The organism is Microbacterium sp. AG157, from assembly GCF_003385695.1.
GTDB lineage: Bacteria > Actinomycetota > Actinomycetes > Actinomycetales > Microbacteriaceae > Microbacterium > Microbacterium testaceum.
The window spans coordinates 728254-755218 of the sequence record NZ_QRDK01000001.1; the positions used below are offsets into that span (position 1 = coordinate 728254).

Below are 26965 nucleotides of genomic sequence, written 5' to 3' on the forward strand. Positions count from 1 at the left end.
CCGGGGTGCCCGCCCGCCAGCCCCGCCCACAGTCTCACCGCTCCCGCTGTCCAGCCCGAGTCCTGGCATCCGGCCGCCCCTTACGCTCGACACATGACCACCGCAGCCGCTCGGACCGCCCTCGACATCGCCGATTGGCGCCGCCGCGTCTTCGCCCTGTACGACGCGGTGCGCGAAGCCGACGACCCCGAAGACGCCCACGAGCTATGGCGCATCGAGCGAGATGCGCTGTTCGCCGATCACCCGGCCACTCCCCTGCTCCCGGAGCAGCGCGAAGGGTTCGTCGGCCTGCCACTCGCACCGTACGACGCCGCATGGCGCTTCGAGGTACCCCTGCTCGACGCCGATGAGGCCTCGTTCGTCGCGACGACCGGCACCGACGGCGAGGTGGGGTTCGAACGCATCGGTCGCGTCGAGCTGCCCGACACCGGGTCTCTCGACGTCTGGCGGCTGACCTCGTACGGGGGCGGGTTGTTCGTCCCTGTTCGGGATGCCGCGGCCGGCCGCCCCGGCGGTACGTACGGCGGTGGGCGCTACCTGCTCGACACGATCAAGGGGGCCGACCTCGGCCGGGGTGCCGCCCCCGACACCCTGGTCATTGACTTCAACTTCGCGTACAACCCCTCGTGCGCGTACGACCCGATGTGGGCGTGCCCGCTGGCACCGGCGGGCAATGTGCTTCCGGTGGCGGTGCCGGTCGGCGAACTGTACGGGGTCTGACACGAACGACGGCGGGCCGCCCCCGAAAGGGAGCGGCCCGCCGTCGTGTCATCGAATCAGGCGGTGGGCTCGGAGCCCTCTTCCGTCAGAGCGATCACCGGAGCGAGCTCGTCGCGGTCGATGCGGATCCACGGGCCGGCAGGATCGATCAGGATGCCGGTCAGCGCCGCGTCGCCGGCGAGAGCCTTCGCGAGCTGGGTGCGCTGGATGGGCAGCGGCTGGTCGCCACGTCCGAGGGCGAGGAGCTCGAGCGGGTGCGTGAAGACCTCGAGGAAGCGCTCGCCCGTGGCCGACCGCGACTCGGCGACGCCGATCGGGCCCCCCTCTTCGGAGCGGTTCACTCCAATCCAGAGGGGCGCCTCGGCGACGATGGCATCGACGATCGTGGATGCCGTGGAGTCATCGCGAGTCTCACACAGCGCGGTCTTGATGCGTAGTTCGGGGTCGACCTCGGCGACCATGCGCTCGAGGAGGGCCTTGGGAAGCACGGCGCGGTTCGGCTGGGACGCGGGATCGAGGATGAGACCCGCGAAGGGACCCGCGAGCACGTGACGCAGCAGGGCCATGACGGGCTGGCCCATCGCGGAGGTGTCGCGGTCGCCGTCCGCCTCGACGCTGGCGCGCAGGGCCTGGCCGCCGCTGTAGGCGAGGACGAGCTGCTCGTCTCCGTTGTTGGCGACGGCGAGCGGGAGGTCCTTGCCCTCGGCGAGGAGCGCGCGGGCGTCGCCCTTCACGCGAAGGAAGACGTGTCCCTGCAGCAGCTGCCGCGCGATGTTGAGCAGCTGGGTCGGTTCGGGCTGCCCCTCGATCTCGGCGAGAGCGTTACCGAGCAGGACGTTGTCGCGAAGACCCGGCACCGTCTCGGGAGCCTCGGGGGCCTCCATCGCGCCGGGCTGTCGCGCCGACGGGCGGGCCGCCACGGGCGGCGTCGACGAGGGGTCCGGCACGTCGGGGCCGGCGCCCACGCCGCGGAACGACGACATCGAGATGCCCACGGTCGGGGCGGCTTCGGCCGGGACCTCTGCGACAGGAGCGGCGTCGCTCGGGCCTGCGGGATCGACGGGCTGTTCGCCCGGCTCGATCGTGGTGTCGGGCCGGTCGACCGATGCGTCGTCGGAGTCGGACTTCTTGCGGCGCGAGAAGAGAGCCATTGCGCAAGCCTATCCGGGCCGTTCACGCGGCCGGGTCCGCGAGGGCGGGTGCGCGGCGCACGTCCGCTCGGCGCGGAGGCGCACAGCGAGCGCACCGGCGCATCGCACAGCCCCGTGCGTGGCCCCGGGTGCAGCCCCGTGTCCAGCCCGTGTGTGACCCCGTGTGTGGCCCCATGTCCAGGCGGGTGCGTGGCCCCGTGCGTGCGCCTCGGCCGGCGCCCGCGACCCGGGCCCGCCGGCCAGCGGGGCGCGCCCACGGGTCGGGCCGGTCACATCCAGGCGCCGATAAACGCGATACGCGCCCATAAACGCGAGCAGAGCGCGTTTATGCGACGGAATCGCGTTTATGTATGGGGCGGAGCGGGTCGGAGCAGCGCTCACGCCGCGGGCGCCGAGACCGCGCTCACGCCGCGGGATCGCGTTTACGCGCCCGGCCGGCGGGTCAAGACGCGGACAACCGACCGCACTGAGCAGCGATAAACGCGATCTGCTCTCATAAACGCGAGCACAGCGCGTTTATGAGAGCAAAGAGCGTTTATGCGTGTTGCCGCGGGCAGCACACCGCCGCAGGCCCACGTACACCGGGGCAGCACACCGCCGCAGGACCGCCCCCACCGGGGCCGCACCGCCGCAGCCCGCCCACGCATACCGGGGCAGCACACCGCCGCAGGACCGCCCATACCCGGGGCGGCACGCCGCAGCCCGCCCGCGGGCGGCGTCTCACGCCGAGCGGGCCGGATCGAGAGCTGGCGCGCGGCCGCACGACCCAGACCCGCACGCCACCACGCGGGCCGCGCCCGCGGACCGCCGCGCGACGTGCCCTACAGCTTGGCGATCGGCGCGATCTTGACGAGCAGCTTCTTCGGCCCGACCGTGTCGAAGCGCACGTGCGCCACGCGCTTCGCGCCCTCGCCAGTTACCGCGTCGACCCGGCCCTCGCCGAAGTCGTCGTGGCGGATGCGGTCGCCCGACGCGAGCTCCAGATCGCCGTTGTCGCGAACCTTCGCCGGGATGCGGTTGGGGAACTTGCTCGGGTCGGCCGGCGCGCGCTTGGGCAGCGGCACGAGGTCGTCACCGTAACGATTACCCCCGCTGCCCGGCTGACCCGGGCGTCGGCCGCGTGCGTTGAGCGCGCGCGACTGCGAACCTCCGCGACCGTTGACGTCGCCGGGCGACTGCCGCCAGTCGATGAGGTCGGCCGGGATCTCTTGCAGGAACCGGCTCGGCATCGCGACCGTGACCTCGCCGAACTGTGCGCGGGTCATCGCAAGCGAGAGGTGCAGGCGCTTGCGGGCGCGGGTGATGCCGACATAGAACAGTCGGCGCTCCTCCTGCGGTCCGCCCGGCTCGTTCGCCGAGATGCGGTGCGGCAACAGGTCTTCCTCGACGCCGGTGAGGAACACCGCGTCGTACTCGAGGCCCTTCGCCGTGTGCAGGGTCATGAGCGACACCGAACCCGACGCGTCGTCGAGGTCGTCGGCATCTGCGACGAGCGTGACCTCGGTGAGGAAATCGATGATCGTGCCCTCGGGGTTGTTGCGCGCGAATTCGCGTGTCACGGCGACGAGCTCGTCGAGGTTCTCGAGGCGCGCCTCGTCTTGCGGGTCTTTGCTCGCGCGCAGGGCGTCGAAGTAGCCGCTCTTGTTCAGCAGCAGCGTCAGACCCTCGGTGACCGAGGTGGAGGGGGCGAGCTCTCCGGATGCCGGGAGCATGACCGCCGTGGCCTCGGTCAGCACCGCGTCGAGCTGGTCGATGGCCTTCTGCAGCTTCGGGCCGACGCCGATCTGGGCCGAGTTGGCCAGGGCGTCACGGAAGGTGATGTCGTGCTCGGCGGCGTAGCGGGCGATGGCGGTCTCGGTGACGTCACCGATGCCGCGGCGCGGCCGGTTGAGGATGCGCCGCAGCGCCATCGAGTCCGCGGGGTTGGCGACGGCGACGAGGTAGGCGAGGGCGTCCTTGATCTCGGCGCGCTCGTAGAACTTCGTGCCGCCCATGATCTTGTAGGGCACGGCCGAGCGGATGAAGATCTCTTCGAGCGCGCGGGACTGCGAGTTGGTGCGGTAGAACACCGCGACGCCCGAATAGTCGACGCCCTTCTTATGCAGCGCTTCGATCTCGTCGGCCACGAACTGGGCCTCGTCGTGCTGCGAGTAGCCGGTGAAGCCGATGATCGGATCGCCCGCGCCGACGTCGGTCCAGAGCTTCTTGTCTTTGCGGTCGAAGTTGTTCGAGATCACCGCGTTGGCCGCCGACAGGATGTTCTGCGTGGAGCGGTAGTTCTGCTCGAGCAGCACGACCTTGGCGCCCGGGTAGTCGCGCTCGAACTCGCTGATGTTGCGGATGTCGGCGCCGCGGAAGGCGTAGATCGACTGGTCGGAGTCACCGACGACCGTGAGCGACGCCGCATCTTCTCCGGCGGGCTCGGCATCGAAGATCATCATGCCGCCCGACGAGAACGGCTCGGCGTCGGATCCGGGAGGCCGGGTGAGTTCGTGGATGAGCGCATACTGCGCGTGGTTGGTGTCTTGGTACTCGTCGACCAGGATGTGCCGGAACCGCTTGCGGTACCGATCGGCCACCTGCGGGAATGCTCGGAACAAGTACACGGTCTGGGCGATGAGGTCGTCGAAATCGAAGGCGTTGGCACGCTGCAGCTCGCGCTGGTAGGAGCCGAAGATCTCGACGAACACCCGCTCGGCCGGGTCGCTCATGTTGGCGGACCGCGCGTAGGACTCGGCATCGGCCAGCTCGTTCTTGAGCTTCGAGATGCGGCTCTGGGTTCCGGCCGGGGTCAGGCCGAACGAGTCTCCCTCGTGCTCTTTCACCAGGCGCTTGATGAGCGCACGAGAGTCTCCGGAGTCGTAGATGGTGAACGACTTGGTGAAGCCGAACTGCTCGGCCTCGCGGCGGAGGATGCGCACGCACGCGGAGTGGAACGTCGAGATCCACATGCCGTCGGCCTTCTGACCGATGAGCTGGTGCACGCGCTCGCGCATCTCACCCGCGGCCTTGTTCGTGAAGGTGATCGCGAGGATCTGGCTGGGGTACGCCTCGCGGGTGCGCAGCAGTGAGGCGATGCGCCGCGTGAGCACGCTGGTCTTGCCCGAACCGGCGCCCGCGACGATGAGCAGCGCCGGGCCGCGATAGGTCACGGCCTCGCGCTGCGGACCGTTCAGCCCCTCGAGGAGGTCGGCGTCGGGTCGGGCCGACGACGGCACAGGGCCATCGAAGATGAGGGGCGTGGAGGCATCGGTCATGGCGGGGTCAAGTCTAGGCGGGGCCTCCGACATCGGACCCGTCGCCGGTCAGACCCGGGGGTCGCGCTTCTCCCGCTCGTGGCCCGGGGCAACCGAACACGCCCCGGGGCCACGCACGACGCCCCAACACGACCGGACCGCCGACCCCGGCACCCACCCGGGCGCCCGCGGATACCTCAGCCGCGCGCTTCGCCCGCCGCTCCCGACGACAGCAGCGACTGCGCGCGGGAGAAGTGCTCTGCATCCACCGTCACATCCCACCGCTCGGCTTCGAACCCCTGCACCGACGAGAAGTCGCGGCGGCCGCCCGTGAAGGCGTGGCCGACGAAGCCGAAGACGGCGCCCCAGACGGCGCCGAGCACGAGACCGAGCAAGACGAAACCGAGGAAGCCCCCGACGCTGAGCAGACCGATCAGCACGCCGATCATCAGCCCGAACCACGCCCCGGAGGCGGCTCCGAGCCCGGCCGCGCGACCGCGCGTGAGGCGGCCGGTCACCTGCTCGACGATGCGCACGCCGGTTCCGACGATCGCGGTGTGCTCGACGGGGAAACCGGCGTCCGACAACCGGTCGACGGCGGCCTGCGCCCCGGTGTAGTCGCTGAAGCTCGACAGGACGCGGCGTTCGGGTGTGGCACGGGTGATGTCGGACATGGCGAATCCCTTTCCTCGGTGCGCCCACGCTAACGGCGACTCCGCGCGGCAGGCAGGCGGTTGCGCGCCGAGACGGTCCGGGTTAGAGCCGGAAGTCACCCTCGGATGCCGTTCAGCCGACGTCGCCATGATGGACGCATGCGCCTGATCCTCAACGTCCTCTGGCTCGCCCTCTCGGGCTTCTGGCTCTTCCTCGGCTACCTCGCCGCGGGGATCGTGCTGTGCATCCTCATCGTCACGATCCCCTGGGGCATCGCCTCGTTCCGTATCGGCCTGTACGCCCTGTGGCCGTTCGGCCGCGAGATCGTCGCGAAGCGCTCCGCCGGTGTCGGATCGTTCCTCGGCAACGTCGTCTGGGTGATCCTCGCCGGATGGTGGCTCGCCCTGGGCCACATCGTCACCGGGCTGCTGCTGTGCGTCACGATCATCGGCATCCCGCTCGGAATCGCGAACTTCAAACTGGTTCCGGTGTCGCTCATGCCCCTCGGCAAGGAGGTACGCGAGATCGGTCGCGGCGGTCCGTTCGACCAGACCCCCGGACGCTGACTCTCAGCGCGCGGAGCGGACGTACACGCGGCGCGGTAAAGCGAGCAGGATGCCGACGATCAGGGCGACCCCGCCGATCACGGCCGTGGTCGTCATGATCTCGAGGGGGAACGCCCCGTCGCGCGCGCCGGTGAAGCGCGCGAGATCCCACGGCAGCACGCCGATCTGCTCGTTCCAGGTGCGGAGGGCATCGCGTGCCCCCATCACCGCGATGGTCGCCGCGGGGAGGGCGTAACCGACGCCCATCCCGGCGAGGGCGACGCCCGCGGCGCGACGGCGACCGAGCTGCGCCGAGAGCGACCAACCGGCCACGACGAACACCCAGGCCACGAGAGCAAAAGCGACCGCGAGGTAAAGGACCCGCACCCAGGATTGCGCCCAGATCGTCGACCAGATGCCCTCCGGCCCCGACAACGACACGGCCAGCAGCGCCACCACGCACCGCAGGACGAGGGCCCCGCCCACCGCCGCGATGATCGGCCAGGGCGAGCGGCGTCCGAGCAGCAGACGCACGGCGGCGGCGAACACGAGCCACCCGGCGACGGCGATGAGCATCCCCCACAGCCCGTCGCGGGGCGTCTGCACGACCCGCGTCATGACGAGAAGCGCGCCGGGCACGAGGATCATGAGCAAACGGTCGAGCGGGAGCAGCCCGAGGCTGGACTCTCGAGAGCGCCAGGGGCGGGTGGAGGCGATCCACGATGCGCGGGCGGCGGCCGCTCCGGGTCGGCGGACGAGACGCGTGCGAGCGGCGATCGCGCCGATCAGCAGCCAGACCACGCCGAGGACGAGCAGGACGCGGGCGACCCACTCCGCCGCCGGGTCGACCGTCATCTGCTCGCGCGTGAACGGATCGACCAGCACGGCGAGAACCGTGCCGATGGCGAGGAGGATCGCGACGATGCTGAGGGCCAGGATGCCTCGCCCCGCCGTCGTCGCCATGCACCTACGTTACCCGCCCGTTCCTGGGCTCCCGACCGGCCGGCGGCGGGCATCGGGGCGGGTGGATTCAGGCGCACGCCCCGGGTGCCGGCATCCGGTCCCCTCTCACGGCGGGCCCCGCCGTCCCGCGGAGTGTGCCGCCGACACGGCGTCTGACGGCCGCGTCGATCGCGATGTTCCCCCCTCGCCTCCGCAGGACGGTCCCGGACCGCCCCGGGCTCAGGCCCTGTCGTGCAGGGTGACGTGGTAGCCGTCGGGGTCGGCGAAGGTGAAGGTGCGGCCGAACGGTCCGTCGATCGGGGCCGTGACGATCCGGTGCCCGTCGGCGGCGAGGGCGTCGTGCATCTGCTGCACCTCGGTGGCGTGGAGCCAGACGGCGACGCCGACGCCCGGCTGGTCCACGCCGGTGAGGTCGGTGCCGGGCGCGAGGTCGCGCAGAGCGAAGGCGATCGGTGCGGTGTCGAAGACGACGGCGTGAGGAGGGCCGGTGGGCGAACGGCGCAAGCCGAGGTACTTCTCGTAGAAGGCGCGGGAGGCGGCGAGGTCGCGCACCTGCAGAGAGATGAAGTCGGGTCCGGTGGCGGGCATGGCATGCTCCTTGCGTGTCAGTTATCTGACACAGAGTGTATGTCAGAATACTGACATGGCGCAAGAGGCAATCGATCTGGACACCTCGCTCGGCTACCTCCTGAAAGAAGCGGCGAGCGCTCTGCGCGCAGCAATGGAAGACGTGCTGCGCCCACTCGGAATGACGATCACGCACTACTCGTGCCTCGAGCTGCTCGCCCAGCGGCCCGGCCTGTCGAACTCCGACCTCGCGCGCGGCGCTTTCGTCACACGACAGTCGATGAACGTGCTGCTGCAGAGCCTCGAGCGCGACGGCATCGTCGAGCGTCCCGCGGCGCCGCCGGTCGGCAAGGCCCTCCCCACGCGGCTCACCGTCAAGGGCCGGCGGTCGCTCGAGGCGGCGAGCGCGGCGGTGCGGTCCGTCGAGAAGCGCATGCTGAGCAGGATGACGGATGCCGAGCAGGCCGCCGCCCTGCACGCGTTGCGATCGATGGTCACGGCGCTCCGCGACTGAGACGCACGACGACGCGCAGATTGTGTAACAATTCATGCATGCTCCCCGCCCTCGCGATCCTCGCCGCGGCGCTGTGTTTCTCCACCACGGGCACGGCGCAGGCCCTCGCGGGCGTCGACGCCTCGCCGCTCGCGGTCGGGGCGGCACGGATCGTGGTGGGTGGTGGCATCCTGGGCCTTCTCGCCCTGGCGCAACGCGCGCCCGTGCGGCCGCACCGCGGCTCTCGAACGTCGACGTCGGCACTCATCGCCATCGGAGCGGCCGGAGTCCTCGCCTACCAACCGTTGTTCTTCCTCGGCACGCGCGAGAACGGCGTCGCGATCGGCACGGTCGTCGCCCTCGGGTCCGCACCGATTGCGACCGGGATCGTGGATGCCATCCGCCTCCGCCGCGCCCCGTCACCGCGGTGGATGGTCGCGACCGCCATCGCCCTCCTCGGTGTCGTTCTCGTCTCGGGCGTGACCGGCGGCGCGACCGCGCTCGCCCCGGCGGGCCTGCTCGCCTCGGCGGGCGCGGGAATGTCGTACGCCCTCTATACGGTGTGCGGCAAGGCGCTGATCGAGAGGGGGTGGACCTCCACGCGCGTCATGGGGGCAGTGTTCGGCGTCGCCGCCGCCGCGAGCCTGCCCGTGCTCCTTCTCGCCGGAACGTCATGGCTGCTCACCCCGAACGGCCTCGCACTCGCCCTGTGGCTCGGGGTCGTGACGACGGCGATCGCGTACCTGCTCTTCGGGTGGGGCCTGGCGCGGCTGAGCGCCGTCACCGTGTCGACGCTGACCCTCGCCGAGCCCCTCGCCGCCACCCTGCTCGGGCTGTTCGTGCTGCGCGAGCAGCTCACGCTCGTCAGCGGAATCGGCCTGGCCCTCATCGCGGTGGGCCTCGCCGTGGTGTCGGTCCCGTCTCGTCGTCGTGAGGAGGTTGCGGATGCCACGGCCCACGCCTGACGGAAACGAAGGCGCCGCAGCGGACACGGGCGGTGCAGCCCCGCACCGCTCGGCGAACTCCACCCCCGGCCCCCGCACCGCCGACGCGGTCGCCGACAGCGTGCGCGCCGGAATCCTGTCGGGCGAACTCGCGCCCGGCACTGCGTTGCGCGAGGAGGAGCTCAGCGCGGCGCACGGCGTCTCACGGCACACCGCACGCACGGCCCTGGCGACACTCACCGCCGAGCGGCTCGCCACCGCCGAGCCCTACCGCGGGGTCCGCGTCTCGCTGCTCGACGACGACGCCCTGATCGCTCTGCAGCAGTTGCGATGCGCCCTCGAGACCGAGGCCCTGCGGATCGTGCGCGAACGCGGCATCCGTCCCCCCGGTATCGACGCCGCGCTCGGTGACCTGGCCACAGCCGAGGCCGCGGGCGACTGGCTCGCCACGCTCGATGCCCACGCACGCGTCCACCTCGCGCTCGTGGACGCATCCGGATCGCCGCGCATCGCCGAGGAGTACCGCCGTCTCGACGGCGAGATGCGCCTGCTCCTCACTCACGTGCGACCGGCATACGCACCCGGGGCACTGACGCAGGAGCACCGCGCGTACGTCGAGCACGCGCTGCAGGATCCGGAGCGGGTCGTGCGCGCGCACCTCGAGCACTCGACGCGGGCGATCATCGACGGGCGCCGTGGCTGACAAGCCGGGCACATGCCACACGGCGACACATCGCGTCACGCCGCGCAACGGCCCTTCGCCCCTGCCGCACGCGGGGTTAGCGTGGGGTCACATCGCGGCGATCCGGGCGGTCCCGGGCCTCGGCTCATAACCGAAGGCGTGGCGGGTTCGACTCCCGCCGTCGCGTCGACGCCTGACCGGTCAGCACCCGAGTCGGTACGATATATCGCGGAGGTATACCCGTGATCCGACACGTCGATCGAAGCCGCGCCCCGCACGTCATTCGGGCCGCGCGACTCGACCGGGGCATGTCGCAGGCCGACCTGGCACGCGCCGCCGGGATGAGCCAGCCGAATGTCGCCGCCATAGAGAACGGCACGAGGAACCCCAGCGAAGACGCCCTCGAGCGGCTCCTTCGAGCCGCCGACTACCGACCCAGCCTGGCCCTCGAAGACAACGCCGAGGCCATCGTCGAGGCAGGACGACGGCACGGACTCCATGACATCCGCGTATTCGGCTCGATCGCGACGGGCGCCGACCATTTCACGTCGGACATCGACCTTCTCGCTCGCATCGACGGCGGCCGTGGGTATTTCGACATCGCCGCCTTCACGAGCGCGGTCGAAGAGCTCACGGGGTTCGCCGTCGATGTGATCGTCGACGATGAGCAGCGTCCCGCTTTCCTCGACTCGACGGCGATGGCGGCCCTGTGAGGGCTTCCGATCCACAACCGGCGAAGCGCTTCACGCGGGCACCACGAACAGAGCCTCCCCTCACAGACCATGCTCGGGCGAACTTCCTCGAGAGCGTCGACGCCATCGAAGCGTTCCTGAGCCATGCCGTGGGGAGCGGGAGGAGCGCTTTCCAGCGCACCTCCCCCTCGTACGCGTCCGGCTCGATGGCGATTATCCGGGCCGCCGCGCTCTTCGAGACCGACGAGTTCGCTCCGTTCGTCACGAACACGCCCGCCGAGGTCGTCGCGGCCCTGCGGACGATGCGCAATATCGCATCCCACTCGGGCTATCGCGCGATGAATGATGAGCGCCTCTGGGTGACCCTGACGACCGAGCTCCCCCCGTACATCGCCGACTGGCGGCGCGCCGGCGAGAAGCCCCCGTCCGACTGATCCCACACGACTACACCTCAGCCGATACCGCTCCGCGCACGGCCGGCCGGCGCTTGCGCACCTCGCGCAGCACGATCTGCTCCGGGCACACCGTCGATAGGAAGTCGCCCACCGACAGCGCCAGCCGTTCCCCGACGAGCGAGTACAGGATGCGATTCGCATCGCGCCGCTCCGTGACGAGACCGGCCTGGCGCAGCACGCCGAGGTGCCGCGAGATGGTCGGCCCGCTCGCGTCGAACCGCGCGGCGATCTCGCCCGCGGCCATCTCACCGTTCTTGAGATCCTGCAGGATCTGGCGCCGCGTCGGGTGCGCGAGAGCGGCGAAGATGTCGGATGCGGCGTCGGTCACGGCATTCAATCTAGCACTGTAGCTAAATTGCGTGTAGCTTCTTCGCTAAATAGCGAAGGAGGCGCCATGACCACCCAGACGAGCACCGAAGGCGGCACGACCCCGGTGCCGGCGATGGCCGCGACGATCGCCCATCGCGTCCTCGTCAACTACCGCGTCGACCCCGACGTCACCCGGTCCCTGCTCCCCCGAAGCCTGCGTCCTCAACTCGTCGCCGGCAGCGCCGTCGCGGGCGTCTGCCTGATCCACCTCACCGCCGTCCGCCCCGCGTGGTTCGCGCCCGCCATCGGGCATCGCAGCCGCAACGCCGCGCACCGCATCGCGGTCGAGTGGGATACCACCGACGGCCCGCGAACCGGCGTCTACATCCCGCGGCGCCACAGTTCCTCCCGCCTCGTGCGGCTCGTCGGCGGCCGCGTCTTCCCCGGCACGCACTCCCCCGCCGAGGTCACCTTCGACGCCACGCGCGACGACCTCGCGGTCCGCGTCGACGCGAGCGACCTGCGCGTTCGCGTCGCGGGCCGCCGGGGTCCCGGCATCCCGTTCCACAGCCGCCTCTTCGAGAGCCTCGAGGACTCGTCGGCGTTCTTCCAGAAGGATGCCGTCGGTTGGTCGCCCACGCGCTCGGGAATGCTCGAGGGGCTCCGGCTCGACACCGACGCCTGGCGCGTCGAGCCGCTCGCCGTCATCGACCTCTCGTCGACCTTCTTCGAGGCCCTTCCCGCCGGCACCGCCGAGTTCGACCACGCCCTCCTCATGCGCGACGTTCCGACGCGGTGGAGCAGCGTTTCCGAACCCGCGCCGACCGCGTGACTCCTGCGAGACTGGAAGCATGACCTCCCCCGCGCCCCAGGATGTGCCCATCGGCAGTGAGGGCATCCGCCTCGGCCCGTTCATGAAGTTCGCCGGCATCCTCGACTCCGGCGGAGACGTGAAAGAGGCGATCATCGACGGCTACGTCGAGGTCAACGGCGAGGTCGACCGCCGACGCGGGCGCCAGCTGCAGGTGGGCGATGTCGTGACGTTCGAGGGGCGCTCTTTCCGCGTGCACGCCTGACCCCGACGCAATGCGAGAGGCCCGCCACCCCGGAGGGGGAAGCGGGCCTCGAGACATCCTGAGCTCGTGACACAGGATGCCGCTCGAGCTCAGTGCTCGTCGTAGTGATCGGCGTGCAGCGCGTGACGGTGGCCGTCGTGCACGTAGTCGGCGTGATCGTCGTGCTCGACCTTCTCGTGACCGCAGTCATCGCCGTGGCGGTGCTCGTCGACGCCGTGCTCGGCCTTCGACTCGTGCTCGTCGTAGTGGTCGCCGTGAAGGGCGTGGTGGTGGGTGCCGTGCACGTAGTCGACGTGGTCGCCGTGCTCGATCTTCTGGTGGCCGCAGTCGTCGCCGTGGGCGTGCTCGTCGACGGTGTGCTCGGCGTGGGTCTCAGCGGTGCTCATTGTTCGTTCCCCTGGTCGTTCGGTTCGGTGACGTGGGCGATCGCATCGAGCACGACATGAGCGACGTGCTGGTCGGCGAGGGCGTAGCGGATCTCTTTGCCCTCGCGTTCCGAGCTGACGAGCCCCGACTGCCGCAGGGTCCGCAGGTGCTGCGACACCAGCGGCTGCGAGAGTCCGGCGCGCTCCGCGAGCGCGCCGACCGTGAGCGGTTCGCGGCTCAGCAGCCAGACGAGCGCCAGACGCGACTCGTTGCCGAGAACCTTAAACAGCTCGGCGGCTTCGTCGAGCCCCGCGATCGTGTCCACATCAGTTAGAACACCACACACATGCACGGATTGCAATGTGTTCACCTATTCGGGAACGGTTCTCGTTTCCGTTATCGCCGAGGCTCGGCCGTCATCCCTGGCGCCCCTTGAACCTCGGGTTGAGCTTGTTGATGACGAACACCTTGCCGCGCCGACGCACGACCTGCGCGCCGGGCTGCTTCTTGAGGGACTTGATCGACGCTCGGACCTTCATGGCATCCTCCTTGTTGATAAGCATTATCAATAACAAGCTAGAGTGTGTGCACTCCCCTGACAAATGAGAGGTGGATGCCATGCCCCGCACGATCGCCATCATGGGCGTGTGCGCCCCCGAGCGCCGCACCTACGCGGAGCGGACCGCCGTCGCCCTGACGCGGCCCCTCCATCTGCTGCGCTACGCCGACCTCCGCGTGTCTCACACCCTCCCCCTTCCCCGGCCGCGGGCGGACGACACCGCGTCCGTCGTCGATCTCGGTACCGACGTCGACCTCATCCACGCGATCGCGGCGCGCGGCGGATCCGAGATCGAAGCGGTGTGCGTCGTCGACGCCCGTCACATGATCGGCGACCTCCTCGACGACGCCCCCCTGTCGGCATCCGCGAATCACGGTGACACCCGCGGTGACGTCGGCGCGCGGGCACGACAAGCCGCGCTCGCGCTGGAGCTCGCGACGCGAATCGTGTGGGTGAACTGGGAGCAGGTTCCCACGGCGGCCCTCGCGGTGCAGATGGCGCTGGCCTCGCACCTGAACCCGGCGGCGATCGTGCGGCTGTCGCGCGATCCGGTCAGCGATCTGCGCTCGGCGGCGACGTACGAGGGCGAGATCCTCGAGCGAGCCGGGTGGGTGCGCGCCCTCAACGGCGAACACGACCCCTACATGCGCGACAACCGCGTGATGACGCTCCGCTACGAGCAGCTGCGGCCCTTCCACCCCGCGCGTCTCTCAGCGGCGCTCGACCGGCTGGACGCGGGCGCCGCCGGACGCCTGGTGCGCTCGGCGGGCTTCTGCCGCCTGGCGTCGCGCCCCGGCATCCTGGCGCGGTGGGAGCACGTCGGGTCGGCGATGTGGATCGAGCCGCTCGGCACCGACGACGGCCGCATGGGCATGGGGCAGGAGATCGTCTTCACGGGCCTCGACCTCTCGGCGCCGAAGCTCGCGCACGTGCTCGACCACGCCGCCCTCACCGACGACGAGCTCGCCGCCGGACCCTCGGCGTGGCTGGCGTTCGACGACCCGCTGCCCGCGTGGCCTGCGGTGGGTTCGTCGATTCCGGATGCCACCGACTGACCGTGTCAAGCCGGTCGCCCGCGCCGCACCGGAGGAGGAACGTGAGCGCATGAGCACTTCTGACATCCCCTCCCGCCACTCCGACGATGCCCGCGCCGACTCGGCCGCCCCCACCGACGCCGTCACCGACGAGGTCCGCGAAGACGCCGCCGAAGCCGAGGAGCACGTGGACCTCGACGACCACACCGGTGACGCCCTCGAGGGCGATGCAGCCCCCGCCGACGATCCCGGGTTCCCGGCGGCCGAAGGCCACGCCTGAGCCTCGCAGCGAACCGGAGGGGCGCCCATCCTGATCCAGGAGGGCGCCCCTCCCCATGCGCGCAGACACGGCTACCGCGAACCATGACCGGCGGCACGGCCGGCGGGCGACGACGGCCCACGGCCCGCGCTAGGCGATGCGCGTCCCCGGCGGCAGCCTCTTCGCGGGCGTGCGCGTGCGGGCGACGCCCCACGCGAGCAGGCCGCCTGCCAGCAGCAACTGGACGAACAGCCCGACGAACCAGCTCGGCGCGGTGCCCGCGACTCGCTGCTCGGTGCTCGGATAGGCATCGACGCTCCACCCGCGCGATTGAGCACATCCGTCGAACGACGTGGTCACGTCGGGAGTGATCTGCGCCAGACGGACGCCGGAGGCGATCTGCGAGAACAGGTCGGTCGGGTAGCCGTCGACGTACGTCGGCGGAGTCGCGTCGGCGAGGATCACGAAGGGGTTCGCCGCGAGGATCCACCACACGCGATCGAAACGCGGCTGCTCCGAGAGGGTGCGGGACTCGACGCACGGCAACTGGTCGTAACTCGGGCAATCCGTCGAGCGCACCGGGGCGCCGGGGTCGCACCCGGCAGGGATGGCGTTCCAATCGACCTCGCGGCTGATCGTCGTCGTCTGGGTGCGCAGAGCCGCACCCCCGAGCCCGAAGGCGATGAGCGTCCCCACCGTCAACGCCGCCACCAGCAGATACGTTGACGCGACGGAGAAGATGGGCCGGGCGATCACCGCGCTCAGCCCCACCCCGATCGCTGCGACGACGCCGACCTCGATGATCAGGATGCCGAGCGACGTCACGATCGCACCGGGGTTGAGCTCTCCGGCGAGCGTCGCGACGACGAGGAACGGTAGAGCCACGACCAGGAACGCCAGGCCCGAGATCCACGCGGCGAGGAATTTGCCGATCACGATCTCCGTCGTCGTGACGAGAGTGACCTGGACGGGAGCGAGGGTCGCCGCATCACGATCACCGTTCACCGCGCTGCCGCTCAGGGTCGGCGAGACCAGCAGCGTGAGCAGCAGCACGAGCATGATGACGAGCGAGAAGAACCATTCGCTGCCGCCCGTCGTGAGCGAGAACGCGGCGAACGAGAGGCTCAGCAGCGCGATGAGGATGACCGCGAAGATCCCGAGCAGCACGTACCAGCCGACGGAGCGCACGCGCTGACGCAGCTCGATGCCGATGATCGTGCGCAGGCGATGCAGGTTCACGAGGTGCTCCCGTCGTCGGTACGGTCGGCGTCGGCGGCGGCCGGCGGTGCCCACGAGCCGTGCGGCGGGGATACTCCCGCTTCCGCGGCGTCGGCCGTCGAACCATCGGAGACGTCGGTTTTCTTCGGCGCGGGTCCGGTCTTCAGATCGAGGAACGCGTGTTCGAGATCACCCACCGCCGGAGCGAACTCCGCCACCGGGAGCCCCGCACCCACGAGCGCCCGCAGACCCACGACCGCGCCCGCTTCGTCGGAGAACGGCACGAGGATGTCGCGACGATCGATTCGCACCTCCTCGTCCGTCCGGCCCAGGGCGGCCGCGACATCGAGACGCACGGCCTCTGCGGAACGCGCGGCATCGGCGGCGACGCGCACACGCCACACCCGCACGCGGGTCGCCGCCGCGGCGACGCGATCGGTGCCGACGGTCCGCCCGTCGACCAGGAACACGGCGTCGTCGACGACCTCTTCGAGCTCGGACAGCACGTGACTCGAGATGAGGATCGTGCGTCCCTCACCCGCCAGCCGTCGCAGCAGCACGCGCAACGCGATACGCGCCTGAGGGTCGAGGCCCGAGGCGGGCTCGTCGAGCAGCAGCACCCGGGGGTCGTGCACCAGAGCACGAGCCAACGCCAGTCTCTGCTTCTGCCCGCGTGACAGCACCCGGGCGGGAGAGGCGGCGAGCGCGCCGAGGTCGACGAGCTCGAGCAGGTGTTCGGCCCGGGCCCGCGCGCCCTCGCGCGAAAGGTCGTAGAGCTGCGCGGTCGCCACCAGCACCTCGCGCGAGGTGAGACTCGGCCAGGCGCCGAGGGAATCCGGCATCCACCCCAGAAGACGACGCGCGCCGGCGGGGTCGGACACGGGGTCGATGTCACCGATGCGCAGCTCGCCCTCGTCGGGTCTCAGGAGCGACGCGAGCATGAGCATGAGCGTCGTCTTGCCCGAACCGTTGGGCCCGACGAGTCCGGTGACCCGACCGGGCAGAGCCCTGAACGTCACCTGCTGCACCGCGTGCACCGCCCCGAAGGACCGTTTGACTCCCGCGACGTCGATACCGGCATCCATAGCCTCACCATAGAGGGAGCCTCCGACACCGCCGAGGGCTCTCGTCGTCGAGCGGCCGTCGCACCCCGACGATGGCGAGGTTCATCAGGGTTTGTCGCTCGGTCGCTGCCCGCGCGTGTCCCCGATGCGCTTCAGGATGCCGCGAGCGCCCGCCCCAACGCGTCGCCCGAGGTCCACGCGGTGCGGACGGCGGCGCTGTCGCCCCACGCGTCCCCGCAGGCGGAGAGCCCCGGCGAGCGGAAGAACGGCTGCCCGGTTGTCTCGGCGGGCCGGGCGAAGGTCCAGCGATGCACGCGCGTCGACACCGGCTCGACGTCGATGCGCAGCAGCCGCCGGGTCGCCGCGAGCACCGGGGCGATGGCCGCCTCGGGGTCGTCGAGGTGCTGTCGGGCGCGGTCGGCCGTGGTGTGGACGACGAGCACGGGAGCATCGTCATCGCGGCGGTCGCCGTCGTCGGCGACAAACGACACGTCGGCGTCGCCGTCGGCGAAGGCGCCGTGCAGGTCGGCATCCCACCGCCGCTGATCCCACCGCAGGACGACGGCGATCACCGGGTCCCACTGCTGAGCGCCGCCCGGCGCCTCGCCGGTCAGCCGCGCGGCCTGCGGAGCCGGCATCGCCAGGACGACCTCGCCCGCATCGTCGCCGTCGACCCGGAAAGGCGCCACGCTCTCGACGACGCGCTCCGACGAGACGTCGAGCCCCTCGGCCAGGTCGAGGGCGAGCGAACGCAGCCCGGCGGGAGCGGCCCACCGCATCGGTCCGGGCTTCGGCGTCCACCCGCCGTCGGCGTCGATCACCTGGAACGTGTCGGTCCACGGGCGCGCAAGACCCCGCTCCTCCCAGTCGGCGACGACGTGCGCGAACCCTTCGGCCTCGCCGACCACGAAGTACGAGGCCCCGAGGTCGACGGGTCGACCGTCGATCATGCGGCTCGACAGACGTCCGCCCACCCGGCGCCCGCGATCGAGCACTCGCACCGAGCGACCGGCATCCTGAACCGCCCGCGCGCACGCGAGCCCCGAGATCCCGCCGCCGACCACCGTCACGTCCATCGTCATGCGGCCATCCTGTCGGCTGCGCGCGCGCCGGGCGTCGGGGTTGCGCGGGCCGGGTGGCGGCGTTGCGCGGGCCGAACTCCTGAGAATCGCTGCGTCTCCGCCCGCCCGAGGACCGACCCGACCGCCACGCGCGCCGAAACTCAGGAGTTCCGTACCGCCCGGAAGAACTCGACGCCCAGATCGGGATGATCCACGAACACCCCGTCGAGCTCGGCGTCGCGCAGCACGGCCCACTCGCGTCGCCAGTCACCGAACGCGGCGTCGCCACCGGGGACGCGGTACTCGGGTAGAAGAAAGGTGTTCTCGGGCCGACAGGTCCACGCGAACACCCGCAGACCCCGCTCCTGGGCCTCGCGCACGACAGGCGCCGGGCCGCGGGCCGCTCCCCGCTCGTCGGGCGCGAGCACGACCCGCTTGTCGGGGCTGATCCCCTGCACCTCCGCCGCGAGGGCATCGAGTCCGGCCGCGGTCAGCATCGACGCGTAGGAGGTGGCCTCGGCCCCGTCGCGCTCCCGCAAGTCCCACGGCGCCCCCTGCGCCTCGATCAGCTGCACGAGCGGGATCCGGATGCCGCGTTCTCGCAGCCGCGCCAGGACCAGGGGCTCGAACGACTCGATGACGAGGGCGTCCTCGGCATCCCGCCATCTCGCCGCGCGCAGCTCGACGTCGACGAGCTCGGCCAGGTCGAACCCGAGCCGGGCGAAGGACGCCGCGTGCTTGATCTCGAGCACCACGCCCACCCCGCTCTGCCGGGCGAGGTCGAGGACGTCGCGAAGGCGCAGCACCGGTTCGGTGTCGTCGTGGGCCGCACTGTCGGGACGGAGCGCGGGGATCCGCTCGCGGCACTGCAGCGTCCGCAGCTCCTCCCACGTGAAGTCCTCGACGAACCAGCCGGTCAGCCGCTCCCCGTCGACGATCTTCGAGGTGCGCCGCTCGGCGAACTCCGGTCGCGTCGACACGTCCGTGGTGCCGGAGATCTCGTTCTCGTGCCGCACGACCAGCACGCCGTCCTTCGAGGGGACGACGTCGGGCTCAACGGCATCCACCCCCTCCGCGATCGCCCGCAGATACGAACTGCGCGAGTGCTCTGGCAGGTACCCGGGGGCACCGCGATGACCGATGACGAGGGGCACCTCGACACGCTAACGACCGCGAGTGAACGCGGGGTGCGCTCAGAGCAGAATCCCAGTCAGCACAAGGAATCTGCCGCCCTGCTCGGCTAGTGTTGTCTGACAGCACGGTGCTGTGATCACCATCTTTGGAGTGTGAGTTCCCGTGGCCCTCAACAACCCGGCATTCAACAACCCGGCGTTCCAGGACCCTCGAGCCGGTGGCGCTAACACGCGCTACAGCCCGCCCCCGGCCGTCGATCCCGCCGCCGCCGCCTCGATCGAAGGCGCGTACGCCGCCCCGTCGGCGAGCGCCGTCGAGACCGGTCGCATGACGGTCGAAGACACCGTCATGAAAACCCTCGCCCTGTTCGGCATCCTCGTCGTCACGGCCGTCGTCGGCTGGATCTGGTCGATGGCCGGCGTCAGCGTCGCCAACCCGAACCCCAGCGCCGCCCCGATGATCGTCGGTGGCCTGGTCGGCTTCGTGCTGGCGATGGTCGCGACGTTCAAGAAGAAGCCCTCCGTTCCCGTCTTCATCGCCTACGCGGCGTTCGAGGGTCTGTTCGTGGGTGGCATCTCGGCCTTCTTCGAGTTCATCTTCCCGGGCATCGTCCTGCAGGCGACGCTGGGCACCCTCTCGGTCGTCGGTGTGACCCTCGCCCTGTTCGCAAGCGGCAAGATCCGCGCCTCGGCCCGCGCCACCAAGATCTTCATGATCGCCATGGTCGGCTACATGGTCTTCGCCCTGCTCAACCTGGGCCTGATGCTGTTCAACGTCCCCATCGCGGGCGGTGCCTTCGGCCTGTACAGCATGAAGATCGCGGGTATCCCGCTCGGTCTCGTCATCGGCGTCTTCGTGGTCATCATGGCCGCGTACTCGCTGGTGCTCGACTTCGACCAGATCCAGCGCGGCGTCCGTAACGGTGCCGCCCGGGTCTACGGCTGGGTCGGCGCCTTCGGCATCATGGTCACCGTCGTGTGGCTGTACGTCGAGATCCTGCGCATGATCGCGATCCTCCGCGGCAACAACTGACGTCGCGTTCTCGCGAGAAGGGCCGTCCCGTTTCGGGGCGGCCCTTCGTCGTAGAGTGCCGGCATCCGGGCTCCCCCCTCCTCTCCCTCACTCCCCCACACGCCCACCACCATTGAGTGTCCGAAACACCCGGACCCCTCGAGAAACCGTCCGGGTGTCCTGGACGCTCAACACCCCGCAACGCCCCGGCCCCCCGCCCGCAAGGGGTTCGAATCCCGAATGCCGCGGCGCTAGCCTCACGCCATGAGCCCCGCGAAGACCCCGCCCGAGATCCTCGACGTCGACGGCCACGAAGTGCGTGTCACGAGCCCCGACCGCGTCGTCTTCCCCGAGCCCGGCCTCACCAAACTCGACCTCGTCCGGTACTACCTCGCCGTCGCCGAGGGCGCCCTGCGCGGAGCGGGCGGTCGTCCGATGGTGCTCAAGCGCTTCTCGAAGGGTCTCGATCATGAGCCCTTCTTCCAGAAGCGCGTCCCCGAGAACCACCCCGCCTTCATCGACACCGCCACCCTGCACTACGCCTCGGGCACCTCGGCCGAAGAGACGGTGATCCGGGATGCCGCGGGACTGGCGTGGGTCGTCAACCTCGGCTGCCTCGACCTCAACCCGCATCCCGTGCGCGCCGAAGACCTCGATCATCCCGACGAGCTCCGCGTCGACCTCGATCCGATGCCCGGGGTCGACTGGGCCCAGATCGTGGACGTCGCGTTCATCGCCCGCGAGGTGCTGGAGGATCACGGGCTCGCCGGATGGCCGAAGACCTCTGGGTCCCGGGGGCTGCACATCCTCGTGCGCATCCGTCCGGAGTGGTCCTACGCCGACGTCCGCCTGGCCGCCGAGACCCTCGCCCGCGAGGTCGAGAACCGTGCGCCGGGTCTCGCGACCGCCCGCTGGTGGAAGGAGGAGCGCGGCGAGAGCGTCTTCGTCGACTTCAACCAGAATGCCAAGGACCGCACGGTCGCCTCGGCGTACTCGATCCGCGCACTTCCCGACGCTCGCGTGTCGACGCCGCTCACCTGGGACGAGGTGCGCGACCGTCGCCCCGGGGAATTCACCGTTCTCACCGTGCCCGAGCGCTTCCGCAGCGTGGGCGATCCCCATGCCGGCATCGACGACGCGGCGGGCTCGCTCGATGCACTCCTCGCCCTGGCGAAAGAGCTCGGCCCCGCCGAGAAACCCCCGCGCGGCTCCGACGGTTCGGGTCGCCGAGCCTCGACCATGCCGCTCATCGAGGTCGCGCGGACGAAGACCAAGACCGAGGCGCTCGACGCCCTCGAGACCTGGAAGCAGCGGCATCCCGACGCGGCATCTGAGCTCCACCCCGCCGACGTGCTCGTCGACGGTATGCGCGGGTCGAGTTCACTCTGGTACCGCGTGCGCGTGAACCTCCAGCACGTGCCGGATGCCGAGCGCCCGGCGCAGGAGAATCTGATCGCCGACTACGACCCCTGGGCCGGCCGCTCAGCTCCCTGATCTCGCGTGAGCGAGGCGACCAGGTGGCGCCGACCGTAGCGGTACGCCTCGTCGAGGTCGCCGCCGAGGCGGAAGGCCCCCGCGAGCTCCATCGTGACGAACCCGGTGGCCCACGCCGTCAACAGCCGAGCGGCGTCGAGCGCGTGCACCTCACCCACCGCCGACGTCGTCGCGCGCAGCACCGGCGCGCTCGTGGCGGCGAGGCGGTCGGCATCCACCACCGTCGTGAACAACAGACGGAACGCCTCCGGCCTGTCGTGCCCGAACGCGCGGAAGGCGACCAGCAGATCGTCGAGGTCTGCGGATGCCGTCTCGAGCCGCACCGTCAGGTCGTCGGCCGCGGCTGCCCCGACGAGTCCGAGCAGGGCCTCGCGGTCGCGCACCCTCTTGTACAGCGACGGAGCCTTGACCCCGACCGCCTGGGCGACGGCCTGCATCGTCACGACGCTGGGTCCGCCCTCTTCGAGCAGTCGCGCGGCCGCCTCGACGATCTCGTCGAGCGACGTTCTCTCCGGTGTGGGCACGGACCCTCCTCATGGCTACGCTTATAAGCTATCATGGCTAATGTTCGTAGCCATCCAGAAAGGCATCCCGTGAGACTCGCTCCATCGCTCCACCGCATCGGCAACGACATCGTCGCCTCGTACCTCGTCGTCGCCCCCGACGGCATCACCCTCGTCGACGCCGGACTCCCCGGCATGTACGCCGACCTACGCCACGAACTGGACGGCCTCGGCCGAACCCTCGACGACATCCGCGGCGTCATCCTCACCCACGGTGACAGCGACCACGTGGGCTTCGCCGAGCGCCTCCGCCGCGAGCGCGGCGTGCCCGTCTTCGTGCACGCGGCCGACGCCGATCGCGCCCGGGGCGGCGACAAGCCCAAGAGTGCGATGGGTCCCTTCCGCCTCGGCCCTCTGCTGCGCTTCGCCGCCTTCGGCATCCGCAAGGGCATGCGCCCGCAGTGGCTGACGGAAGTACGCGAGGTCGCCGATGGCGAGACCCTCGACCTGCCCGGCAGTCCCCACATCGTCGGCATGCCCGGTCACTCGCCGGGCAGCGTCGCGGTCTTCTCCCCCGCGGTGCGCGCCGTGTTCGTCGGCGACGCCCTCACGACGCGCCACGTTCTGACCGGGCGCACCGGCCCCGGACCCGCTCCGTTCACCGACGACCCGGCCGAGGCCCTTGCCTCGCTCGATCGCATCGCGGGACTGGATGCCGACTGGGTCCTGCCCGGCCACGGCCCGGCGTTCCGGGGTTCTCCGGCGGAGGCCGCGGACGCGGTGCGGAAGGTCGCGCGCGGCTGACGCGGACGCCGACGCGGCTCGGACGGTGTCGGTCGGAGCGTACGCGCCGCCCTTCACCGACGACCCGGCCGAAGCGCTCGCCTCACTCGTTCGAATCGGGGGCATGAATGCCGACTGGGTGCGGCCCGGCGTACCGCTGCTCTCCGGCCGATGCGGGGAACGCAGTGCGCCAGGTCGCGCGCGCCTGTCGCGGGTGCCCGGCGTCAGCGCCTCCGCGGCCGGCCGAGCGCCTCTCGAACGACAGCGGCGAGCGTGCGCATCGCGCGCGCCGGGCTCACGGCATCCGCCGCCTCCCGCGCCTCGTCCGCGAGACGCTCCCGCAAAGGGTCATCGGTGAGCACCCGGCGCAGCGCGTCGACCAAGGCGTCCTCATCACCATCGGGCACCAGGATGCCGCCACCCGACGCGAGCATGTCGCGCGGGCCGTACCGGATGTCCCACGCCACCGCGGGGGTTCCGTGCGCGAGCGCTTCGGCGAGCGCGAGCCCCTGCCCCTCGAAGCCGGAGGTCGTCAGGTATACCGCCGCCCGGTCGAGCACGGCACCCGGCTCGGCGGTGAGGCCCGGAAGCGAGACGGCGTGCTCGAGGCCCAGTTCCGCGACGAGCGCCTCGAGCCGCCCGCGCTGCGCTCCCTCTCCCCAGAGCTCCAGCCGTGCGTCCGGCACGTCGCCGAGAACGCGGGCGAACGCCTCGATCGCGCGATCGAGACGCTTGCCCGGAGCGAGCCGCCCCAGCACCACGACGAGGCCGCGCTCCCGCTGCGACGCCGGCACCACGGCATCCGGAGCCTCCACCCCGTGCGGTGCGACCACGTCGTTCGCGGCGGCGCCGAAGCGCGCGCGCACGTCGTCGCGCTGATAGGCAGTCGGCCAGAGCACGGCGTCGAAGCGCGGTGCGATCTCGAACCAGCGCGTCCACAGCGGGTTGAGGTCGGAATCGGCGTGGAACGGCGGTTCGAGGTGGATCGTGTGCACCGCGTGCACGATCCGCACGTCGTCGTCGCCCCACCCCGCGATGAGCTCGCCGAGCTGCCGCGACTCGCAGATGACGACGATCGGCCGGTCGTCCTGGGCGCGGAGGCGATCGGCCAGGTGGGTCAGCCACGCGCGGTACAGCGCCCCGAATCCGTCGATCACGCCGACGGCTCCGCCCGCGGCATCCCGGATCACGACCGGCGCCGTCGCCAGGTGCCAGTCGGGGTCGATCACCACGGGGAGATCGACCGCTCCCCCGGCCACGAGGCGGTACTCCAGCGCCGGGTCGGCGTCGCCCGCGTGCGCCGCGTCGCGCAGCCACGCGGCGGCTCCCCCGTCGGCGTCGACGGCGTCGTCGAAGAGGTTGCGGAAGATCCCGGATGCCGAGGCCACCCCACGATCGACGAAGATCGCGCGCTGCGCGGAGTGGGCGTCGGCGTCACCGGGGTCGACAGTCAGTAGGAGCGGTTCCGCGCCGGCCTGGGCCATCTGTCGCGCCCGCGCAAGAGTGGCGATCGTGTACCCGCCGTCGAGGTCGGGAATCAGCCGGCTCGACAGGATGAGGTACCACGCGTCGGGGAAGTCGCCGGAAGTCACGCCCCCATCCTCCCCCACCCGCCGCGTCCCCCGCGGCACGCCGGAGGCGCGGCAGCCCCGTCGGAAGCGGCGGCGCACGCGCGCAGCCGCGAACGCGAGGCCAAGTGACACGCCCTCCCGAGTCGATCGGGGCAGGGGCCCGGCTGTGCATCCCCTCCGCCCACAGACAGCGCACCGCCGTCGCCGAACGGCGAAGGGGCACCGTCTTCGGGTCGATCGGGGTAGGGGCCCCGCTCTCGACCCGAAGGCAGCGCCCCGGAGCCGGCCGACGACGTCGGCGCGGGAGCGGGCTAGACGCTCACTCCCACTCGATCGTCCCCGGCGGCTTCGACGTCACGTCGAGCACCACGCGGTTCACGTCGCGCACCTCGTTGGTGATGCGGTTCGAGATCTTCGACAGCACGTCGTAGGGCAGCCGCGTCCAGTCGGCGGTCATCGCGTCTTCGCTCGAGACGGGGCGCAGCACGATGGGGTGACCGTAGGTGCGGCCGTCGCCCTGCACGCCGACCGAGCGCACGTCGGCGAGCAGCACGACGGGGCACTGCCAGATCTCGTTGTCGAGGCCCGCCTTGGTCAGCTCGGCGCGCGCGATGGCGTCGGCCTCACGCAGGATCTCGAGACGGTCAGCGGTGACCTCGCCCACGATGCGGATGCCAAGACCGGGCCCCGGAAAGGGCTGGCGGCCGACGATGGCTTCGGGCAGGCCGAGTTCGCGACCGATGGCGCGCACCTCGTCTTTGAAGAGGGTGCGCAACGGCTCGACGAGCTCGAACTGCAGGTCTTCGGGCAGACCGCCGACGTTGTGGTGGCTCTTGATGTTCGCCGTTCCCGCTCCGCCGCCCGACTCGACGACGTCGGGGTAAAGGGTCCCCTGCACGAGGAAGCGCACCTGCTCGCCCTCGGCCGCAGCCTCGGCGACGAGGTCGGCCTGCACCTTCTCGAACGCGCGGATGAACTCGCGGCCGATGATCTTGCGCTTCTGCTCGGGGTCGCTGACACCGGCGAGGGCGTTCAGGAACGTCTCGCGCGCGTCGACGGTGATGAGCTTGACGCCCGTCGAGGCGACGTAGTCGTTCTCGACCTGTTCGCGCTCGCCCTGGCGGAGCAGACCGTGGTCGACGAACACGGCGATCAACTGGTCGCCGACGGCCTCGTGGACGAGAGCGGTCGAGACGGCGGAGTCGACGCCGCCCGACAGCGCCGAGATGACGCGGCCCGAACCCACCTGCTGGCGGATGCGCTCGACCTGCTCGGCGATGACGTTGCCGCTGTTCCAGTCGGCGGGGAGGCCCGCGGCCTTGTGCAGGAAGTTCTCGAGCACGTGCTGGCCGTGGTCGGAGTGCTTGACCTCGGGGTGCCACTGCACGCCGTACATGCGGCGGGCGTCGTTCGCGAAGGCCGCGACCGGGGTGTGGGCGGTGCGGGCGAGGACCTCGAAGCCCTCGGGAGCGCGCGACACCTGGTCGCCGTGGCTCATCCACACGTTCTGCTCGGCGGGCTGGCCCTCGAGCAGCGTGCCCTCGGTGACGACCGTGGCATCCGTCGCCCCGTACTCGCGGAGGCCGGTGTTCGCCACCTCTCCGCCGAGCGCCTTGGCCATGACCTGGAAGCCGTAGCAGATGCCGAGGGTCGGGACGTCGAGGTCGAAGACGCCGGAATCGAGGCTGGGCGCTCCCTCTTCGTACACCGACGAGGGGCCACCCGACAGGATGATGCCGACGGGGTTCTTCGAGGCGATTTCTTGCGCCGACGCGGTGTGCGGAACGATCTCGCTGTACACCCCGGCCTCGCGCACGCGGCGCGCGATCAGTTGGGCGTACTGGGCGCCGAAGTCGACGACGAGGACGGGGCGCTGGGACGTTTCGGTCTGTTCGGTCACCGGTTGCCTTCCGGGGCGGGAACGGGAGCGGAGGCCTTCGCGGCCTCACGCTCGGCGAGGTAGGCGCGCACGCGACGGGCGGTGCGCACCTCGAGGATGAAGGAGAGGAACGGCACCACACCACCGAGGGCGAGGAAGACGAACCGACGGAACGGCCACCGCATGAGGCTCCACACGCGGAAGCACGAGATGAGGTAGACGACGTAGAACCAGCCGTGGACCACCAGGATCGCCAGCGAGATGTTCACGCCGTCGCCGGTCGACAGGATCGAACACCCGTTACCGCCCGGAACGAAGAGCGAGAACCACTGGCAGTCGGGGCCGGGCACGGCATCCGCGAACCACAGGAAGCCACCGGATCCGCCGAGGAACAGCTCCACGTGAATGGGCGTGTACTTCAGGATCATCTCGGCGACCAGCAGGAGCAGGCCGACACCCGTGATGATCGAGCAGATCTGGTAGAACTTCAGGGCTCCGCGGATCGCCGGGAACGAGGCGAGCTTGGGGGCGCGGGGCATGGA

General features: G+C 70.7%; 31 protein-coding genes and 1 tRNA gene. 15 read left to right on the forward strand and 17 right to left on the reverse strand.

Annotated features, from left to right (window positions below):
* Positions 1-93 precede the first annotated feature (93 nt).
* Positions 94-720: a DUF1684 domain-containing protein gene (locus DEU35_RS03460; protein ID WP_103206678.1), complete on the forward strand. Its 627-nt coding sequence runs from the start codon at positions 94-96 to the stop codon at positions 718-720.
* 56 nt (positions 721-776) lie between these two features.
* Here DEU35_RS03460 and DEU35_RS03465 read toward each other — a convergent pair whose 3' ends face one another.
* The 3 genes from DEU35_RS03465 to DEU35_RS03475 all read right to left on the reverse strand — a co-directional run bounded on the left by DEU35_RS03465 (position 777) and on the right by DEU35_RS03475 (position 5781).
* The gene (locus DEU35_RS03465) at positions 777-1871 is read right to left on the reverse strand and encodes an SseB family protein (protein WP_116238631.1); all 1095 of its coding nucleotides are present in this window, start codon (positions 1869-1871) and stop codon (positions 777-779) included.
* An 821-nt stretch (positions 1872-2692) separates the two neighbouring features.
* The gene (locus DEU35_RS03470) at positions 2693-5128 is read right to left on the reverse strand and encodes an ATP-dependent helicase (protein ID WP_103206681.1); all 2436 of its coding nucleotides are present in this window, start codon (positions 5126-5128) and stop codon (positions 2693-2695) included.
* 176 nt (positions 5129-5304) lie between these two features.
* On the reverse strand, positions 5305-5781 hold the full coding sequence (locus DEU35_RS03475) for a general stress protein (RefSeq protein ID WP_116238632.1): 477 nt from the start codon (positions 5779-5781) through the stop codon (positions 5305-5307).
* A 138-nt stretch (positions 5782-5919) separates the two neighbouring features.
* Here DEU35_RS03475 and DEU35_RS03480 point away from each other — a divergent pair, with 138 nt between their 5' ends.
* Positions 5920-6327, forward strand: a complete 408-nt coding sequence (locus tag DEU35_RS03480; RefSeq protein WP_116238633.1) for a YccF domain-containing protein — start codon at positions 5920-5922, stop codon at positions 6325-6327.
* Positions 6328-6330: 3 nt separating this feature from the next.
* Here the strand turns inward: DEU35_RS03480 and DEU35_RS03485 are convergent, their stop codons facing one another.
* Together DEU35_RS03485 and DEU35_RS03490 are read right to left on the reverse strand one after the other, a co-directional pair.
* The gene (locus tag DEU35_RS03485) at positions 6331-7269 is read right to left on the reverse strand and encodes a hypothetical protein (RefSeq protein ID WP_116238634.1); all 939 of its coding nucleotides are present in this window, start codon (positions 7267-7269) and stop codon (positions 6331-6333) included.
* Positions 7270-7488: 219 nt separating this feature from the next.
* Positions 7489-7857 (reverse strand): VOC family protein, encoded by a 369-nt coding sequence (locus DEU35_RS03490; protein ID WP_116238635.1) that lies wholly within the window; start codon positions 7855-7857, stop codon positions 7489-7491.
* A 55-nt stretch (positions 7858-7912) separates the two neighbouring features.
* On the opposite strand from DEU35_RS03490, the gene DEU35_RS03495 reads away from it, so the two are divergent.
* The 6 genes from DEU35_RS03495 (at position 7913) to DEU35_RS03515 (ending at position 11081) form a co-directional block, all read left to right on the forward strand.
* A complete protein-coding gene (locus DEU35_RS03495) occupies positions 7913-8350 on the forward strand; it encodes a MarR family winged helix-turn-helix transcriptional regulator (protein ID WP_116238636.1) in 438 nt (145 codons plus the stop codon).
* Positions 8351-8388: 38 nt separating this feature from the next.
* Entirely contained in the window at positions 8389-9294 is a 906-nt protein-coding gene (locus DEU35_RS03500; protein ID WP_116238637.1) for a DMT family transporter, read from the forward strand.
* Positions 9275-9976 (forward strand): GntR family transcriptional regulator, encoded by a 702-nt coding sequence (locus DEU35_RS03505; RefSeq protein ID WP_103206688.1) that lies wholly within the window; start codon positions 9275-9277, stop codon positions 9974-9976. Before DEU35_RS03500 ends, DEU35_RS03505 begins: the two co-directional genes overlap by 20 nt.
* Positions 9977-10069: 93 nt before the next feature.
* Positions 10070-10142: transfer RNA gene (locus tag DEU35_RS16985), tRNA-Met, on the forward strand.
* A 55-nt stretch (positions 10143-10197) separates the two neighbouring features.
* Complete coding sequence (locus DEU35_RS03510; protein WP_218026306.1) at positions 10198-10668, forward strand: helix-turn-helix domain-containing protein; 471 nt, start codon at positions 10198-10200, stop codon at positions 10666-10668.
* Between the two features lie 185 nt (positions 10669-10853).
* Positions 10854-11081, forward strand: a complete 228-nt coding sequence (locus tag DEU35_RS03515) for a toxin-antitoxin system, antitoxin component domain protein (protein ID WP_146035516.1) — start codon at positions 10854-10856, stop codon at positions 11079-11081.
* 10 nt (positions 11082-11091) lie between these two features.
* Here DEU35_RS03515 and DEU35_RS03520 read toward each other — a convergent pair whose 3' ends face one another.
* Entirely contained in the window at positions 11092-11430 is a 339-nt protein-coding gene (locus tag DEU35_RS03520; protein WP_103206690.1) for a metalloregulator ArsR/SmtB family transcription factor, read from the reverse strand.
* Positions 11431-11496: 66 nt separating this feature from the next.
* Between DEU35_RS03520 and DEU35_RS03525 the strand changes: the two genes are divergently transcribed.
* Both DEU35_RS03525 and DEU35_RS03530 read left to right on the forward strand, forming a co-directional pair.
* The gene (locus DEU35_RS03525) at positions 11497-12243 is read left to right on the forward strand and encodes a DUF2071 domain-containing protein (RefSeq protein ID WP_220340835.1); all 747 of its coding nucleotides are present in this window, start codon (positions 11497-11499) and stop codon (positions 12241-12243) included.
* Between the two features lie 19 nt (positions 12244-12262).
* Positions 12263-12487 (forward strand): RNA-binding S4 domain-containing protein, encoded by a 225-nt coding sequence (locus DEU35_RS03530; protein WP_103206691.1) that lies wholly within the window; start codon positions 12263-12265, stop codon positions 12485-12487.
* An 89-nt stretch (positions 12488-12576) separates the two neighbouring features.
* Here DEU35_RS03530 and DEU35_RS03535 read toward each other — a convergent pair whose 3' ends face one another.
* From DEU35_RS03535 to ykgO, 3 genes are all read right to left on the reverse strand, one after another.
* On the reverse strand, positions 12577-12873 hold the full coding sequence (locus DEU35_RS03535) for a hypothetical protein (RefSeq protein ID WP_103206692.1): 297 nt from the start codon (positions 12871-12873) through the stop codon (positions 12577-12579).
* On the reverse strand, positions 12870-13178 hold the full coding sequence (locus tag DEU35_RS03540) for a helix-turn-helix transcriptional regulator (protein WP_103206693.1): 309 nt from the start codon (positions 13176-13178) through the stop codon (positions 12870-12872). Before DEU35_RS03540 ends, DEU35_RS03535 begins: the two co-directional genes overlap by 4 nt.
* Before the next feature lie 91 nt (positions 13179-13269).
* Positions 13270-13392: a type B 50S ribosomal protein L36 gene (gene ykgO / locus DEU35_RS03545; protein ID WP_056226526.1), complete on the reverse strand. Its 123-nt coding sequence runs from the start codon at positions 13390-13392 to the stop codon at positions 13270-13272.
* 79 nt (positions 13393-13471) lie between these two features.
* Between ykgO and DEU35_RS03550 the strand changes: the two genes are divergently transcribed.
* On the forward strand, positions 13472-14467 hold the full coding sequence (locus DEU35_RS03550) for a GTP-binding protein (protein WP_116238638.1): 996 nt from the start codon (positions 13472-13474) through the stop codon (positions 14465-14467).
* A 49-nt stretch (positions 14468-14516) separates the two neighbouring features.
* A complete protein-coding gene (locus DEU35_RS03555; RefSeq protein ID WP_116238639.1) occupies positions 14517-14726 on the forward strand; it encodes a hypothetical protein in 210 nt (69 codons plus the stop codon).
* Between the two features lie 129 nt (positions 14727-14855).
* On the opposite strand, the gene DEU35_RS03560 is transcribed toward DEU35_RS03555, so the two are convergent.
* The 4 genes from DEU35_RS03560 to DEU35_RS03575 all read right to left on the reverse strand — a co-directional run bounded on the left by DEU35_RS03560 (position 14856) and on the right by DEU35_RS03575 (position 19202).
* Complete coding sequence (locus DEU35_RS03560) at positions 14856-15944, reverse strand: ABC transporter permease (RefSeq protein WP_103207084.1); 1089 nt, start codon at positions 15942-15944, stop codon at positions 14856-14858.
* Complete coding sequence (locus DEU35_RS03565) at positions 15941-17008, reverse strand: ABC transporter ATP-binding protein (RefSeq protein WP_116238640.1); 1068 nt, start codon at positions 17006-17008, stop codon at positions 15941-15943. Before DEU35_RS03565 ends, DEU35_RS03560 begins: the two co-directional genes overlap by 4 nt.
* A 131-nt stretch (positions 17009-17139) precedes the next feature.
* On the reverse strand, positions 17140-18069 hold the full coding sequence (locus DEU35_RS03570; RefSeq protein ID WP_116238641.1) for an NAD(P)/FAD-dependent oxidoreductase: 930 nt from the start codon (positions 18067-18069) through the stop codon (positions 17140-17142).
* A gap of 140 nt (positions 18070-18209) precedes the next feature.
* Positions 18210-19202, reverse strand: coding sequence for a glycerophosphodiester phosphodiesterase family protein (locus DEU35_RS03575; protein WP_116238642.1), 993 nt, complete (start codon positions 19200-19202; stop codon positions 18210-18212).
* 142 nt (positions 19203-19344) lie between these two features.
* Here DEU35_RS03575 and DEU35_RS03580 point away from each other — a divergent pair, with 142 nt between their 5' ends.
* Positions 19345-20214 carry a Bax inhibitor-1/YccA family protein gene (locus DEU35_RS03580; protein ID WP_103206699.1) on the forward strand — a complete coding sequence of 290 codons (870 nt, stop codon included), beginning with the start codon at positions 19345-19347 and terminating at the stop codon, positions 20212-20214.
* 243 nt (positions 20215-20457) lie between these two features.
* Positions 20458-21687 (forward strand): non-homologous end-joining DNA ligase, encoded by a 1230-nt coding sequence (gene ligD / locus DEU35_RS03585; RefSeq protein ID WP_116238643.1) that lies wholly within the window; start codon positions 20458-20460, stop codon positions 21685-21687.
* Here the strand turns inward: ligD and DEU35_RS03590 are convergent.
* Entirely contained in the window at positions 21654-22211 is a 558-nt protein-coding gene (locus DEU35_RS03590) for a TetR/AcrR family transcriptional regulator (protein WP_116238644.1), read from the reverse strand. The two genes, ligD and DEU35_RS03590, sit on opposite strands and share 34 nt — an antisense overlap.
* 69 nt (positions 22212-22280) lie before the next feature.
* On the opposite strand from DEU35_RS03590, the gene DEU35_RS03595 reads away from it, so the two are divergent.
* A complete protein-coding gene (locus tag DEU35_RS03595; protein ID WP_116238645.1) occupies positions 22281-22994 on the forward strand; it encodes an MBL fold metallo-hydrolase in 714 nt (237 codons plus the stop codon).
* A 203-nt stretch (positions 22995-23197) separates the two neighbouring features.
* Here DEU35_RS03595 and DEU35_RS03605 read toward each other — a convergent pair whose 3' ends face one another.
* The 3 genes from DEU35_RS03605 to DEU35_RS03615 form a co-directional block, all read right to left on the reverse strand.
* A complete protein-coding gene (locus DEU35_RS03605; protein ID WP_116238646.1) occupies positions 23198-24565 on the reverse strand; it encodes a glycosyltransferase in 1368 nt (455 codons plus the stop codon).
* Positions 24566-24863: 298 nt separating this feature from the next.
* The gene (gene guaA, locus DEU35_RS03610) at positions 24864-26444 is read right to left on the reverse strand and encodes a glutamine-hydrolyzing GMP synthase (protein ID WP_103206704.1); all 1581 of its coding nucleotides are present in this window, start codon (positions 26442-26444) and stop codon (positions 24864-24866) included.
* Entirely contained in the window at positions 26441-26962 is a 522-nt protein-coding gene (locus DEU35_RS03615; protein WP_056226492.1) for a DUF3817 domain-containing protein, read from the reverse strand. The genes guaA and DEU35_RS03615 overlap by 4 nt, the downstream gene beginning before the upstream one ends.
* Positions 26963-26965: the final 3 nt, after the last annotated feature.

Coding starts and splice junctions, on each gene's coding strand:
- DEU35_RS03460 (WP_103206678.1), top strand. CDS start 94: ATGACCACCGCAGCCGCTCGGACCGCCCTCGACATCGCCGATTGGCGC.
- DEU35_RS03465 (WP_116238631.1), bottom strand. CDS start 1,871: ATGGCTCTCTTCTCGCGCCGCAAGAAGTCCGACTCCGACGACGCATCG.
- DEU35_RS03470 (WP_103206681.1), bottom strand. CDS start 5,128: ATGACCGATGCCTCCACGCCCCTCATCTTCGATGGCCCTGTGCCGTCG.
- DEU35_RS03475 (WP_116238632.1), bottom strand. CDS start 5,781: ATGTCCGACATCACCCGTGCCACACCCGAACGCCGCGTCCTGTCGAGC.
- DEU35_RS03480 (WP_116238633.1), top strand. CDS start 5,920: ATGCGCCTGATCCTCAACGTCCTCTGGCTCGCCCTCTCGGGCTTCTGG.
- DEU35_RS03485 (WP_116238634.1), bottom strand. CDS start 7,269: ATGGCGACGACGGCGGGGCGAGGCATCCTGGCCCTCAGCATCGTCGCG.
- DEU35_RS03490 (WP_116238635.1), bottom strand. CDS start 7,857: ATGCCCGCCACCGGACCCGACTTCATCTCTCTGCAGGTGCGCGACCTC.
- DEU35_RS03495 (WP_116238636.1), top strand. CDS start 7,913: ATGGCGCAAGAGGCAATCGATCTGGACACCTCGCTCGGCTACCTCCTG.
- DEU35_RS03500 (WP_116238637.1), top strand. CDS start 8,389: ATGCTCCCCGCCCTCGCGATCCTCGCCGCGGCGCTGTGTTTCTCCACC.
- DEU35_RS03505 (WP_103206688.1), top strand. CDS start 9,275: ATGCCACGGCCCACGCCTGACGGAAACGAAGGCGCCGCAGCGGACACG.
- DEU35_RS03515 (WP_146035516.1), top strand. CDS start 10,854: ATGGCGATTATCCGGGCCGCCGCGCTCTTCGAGACCGACGAGTTCGCT.
- DEU35_RS03525 (WP_220340835.1), top strand. CDS start 11,497: ATGACCACCCAGACGAGCACCGAAGGCGGCACGACCCCGGTGCCGGCG.
- DEU35_RS03530 (WP_103206691.1), top strand. CDS start 12,263: ATGACCTCCCCCGCGCCCCAGGATGTGCCCATCGGCAGTGAGGGCATC.
- DEU35_RS03535 (WP_103206692.1), bottom strand. CDS start 12,873: ATGAGCACCGCTGAGACCCACGCCGAGCACACCGTCGACGAGCACGCC.
- ykgO (WP_056226526.1), bottom strand. CDS start 13,392: ATGAAGGTCCGAGCGTCGATCAAGTCCCTCAAGAAGCAGCCCGGCGCG.
- DEU35_RS03550 (WP_116238638.1), top strand. CDS start 13,472: ATGCCCCGCACGATCGCCATCATGGGCGTGTGCGCCCCCGAGCGCCGC.
- DEU35_RS03555 (WP_116238639.1), top strand. CDS start 14,517: ATGAGCACTTCTGACATCCCCTCCCGCCACTCCGACGATGCCCGCGCC.
- DEU35_RS03565 (WP_116238640.1), bottom strand. CDS start 17,008: ATGGATGCCGGTATCGACGTCGCGGGAGTCAAACGGTCCTTCGGGGCG.
- DEU35_RS03570 (WP_116238641.1), bottom strand. CDS start 18,069: ATGACGATGGACGTGACGGTGGTCGGCGGCGGGATCTCGGGGCTCGCG.
- ligD (WP_116238643.1), top strand. CDS start 20,458: ATGAGCCCCGCGAAGACCCCGCCCGAGATCCTCGACGTCGACGGCCAC.
- DEU35_RS03615 (WP_056226492.1), bottom strand. CDS start 26,962: ATGCCCCGCGCCCCCAAGCTCGCCTCGTTCCCGGCGATCCGCGGAGCC.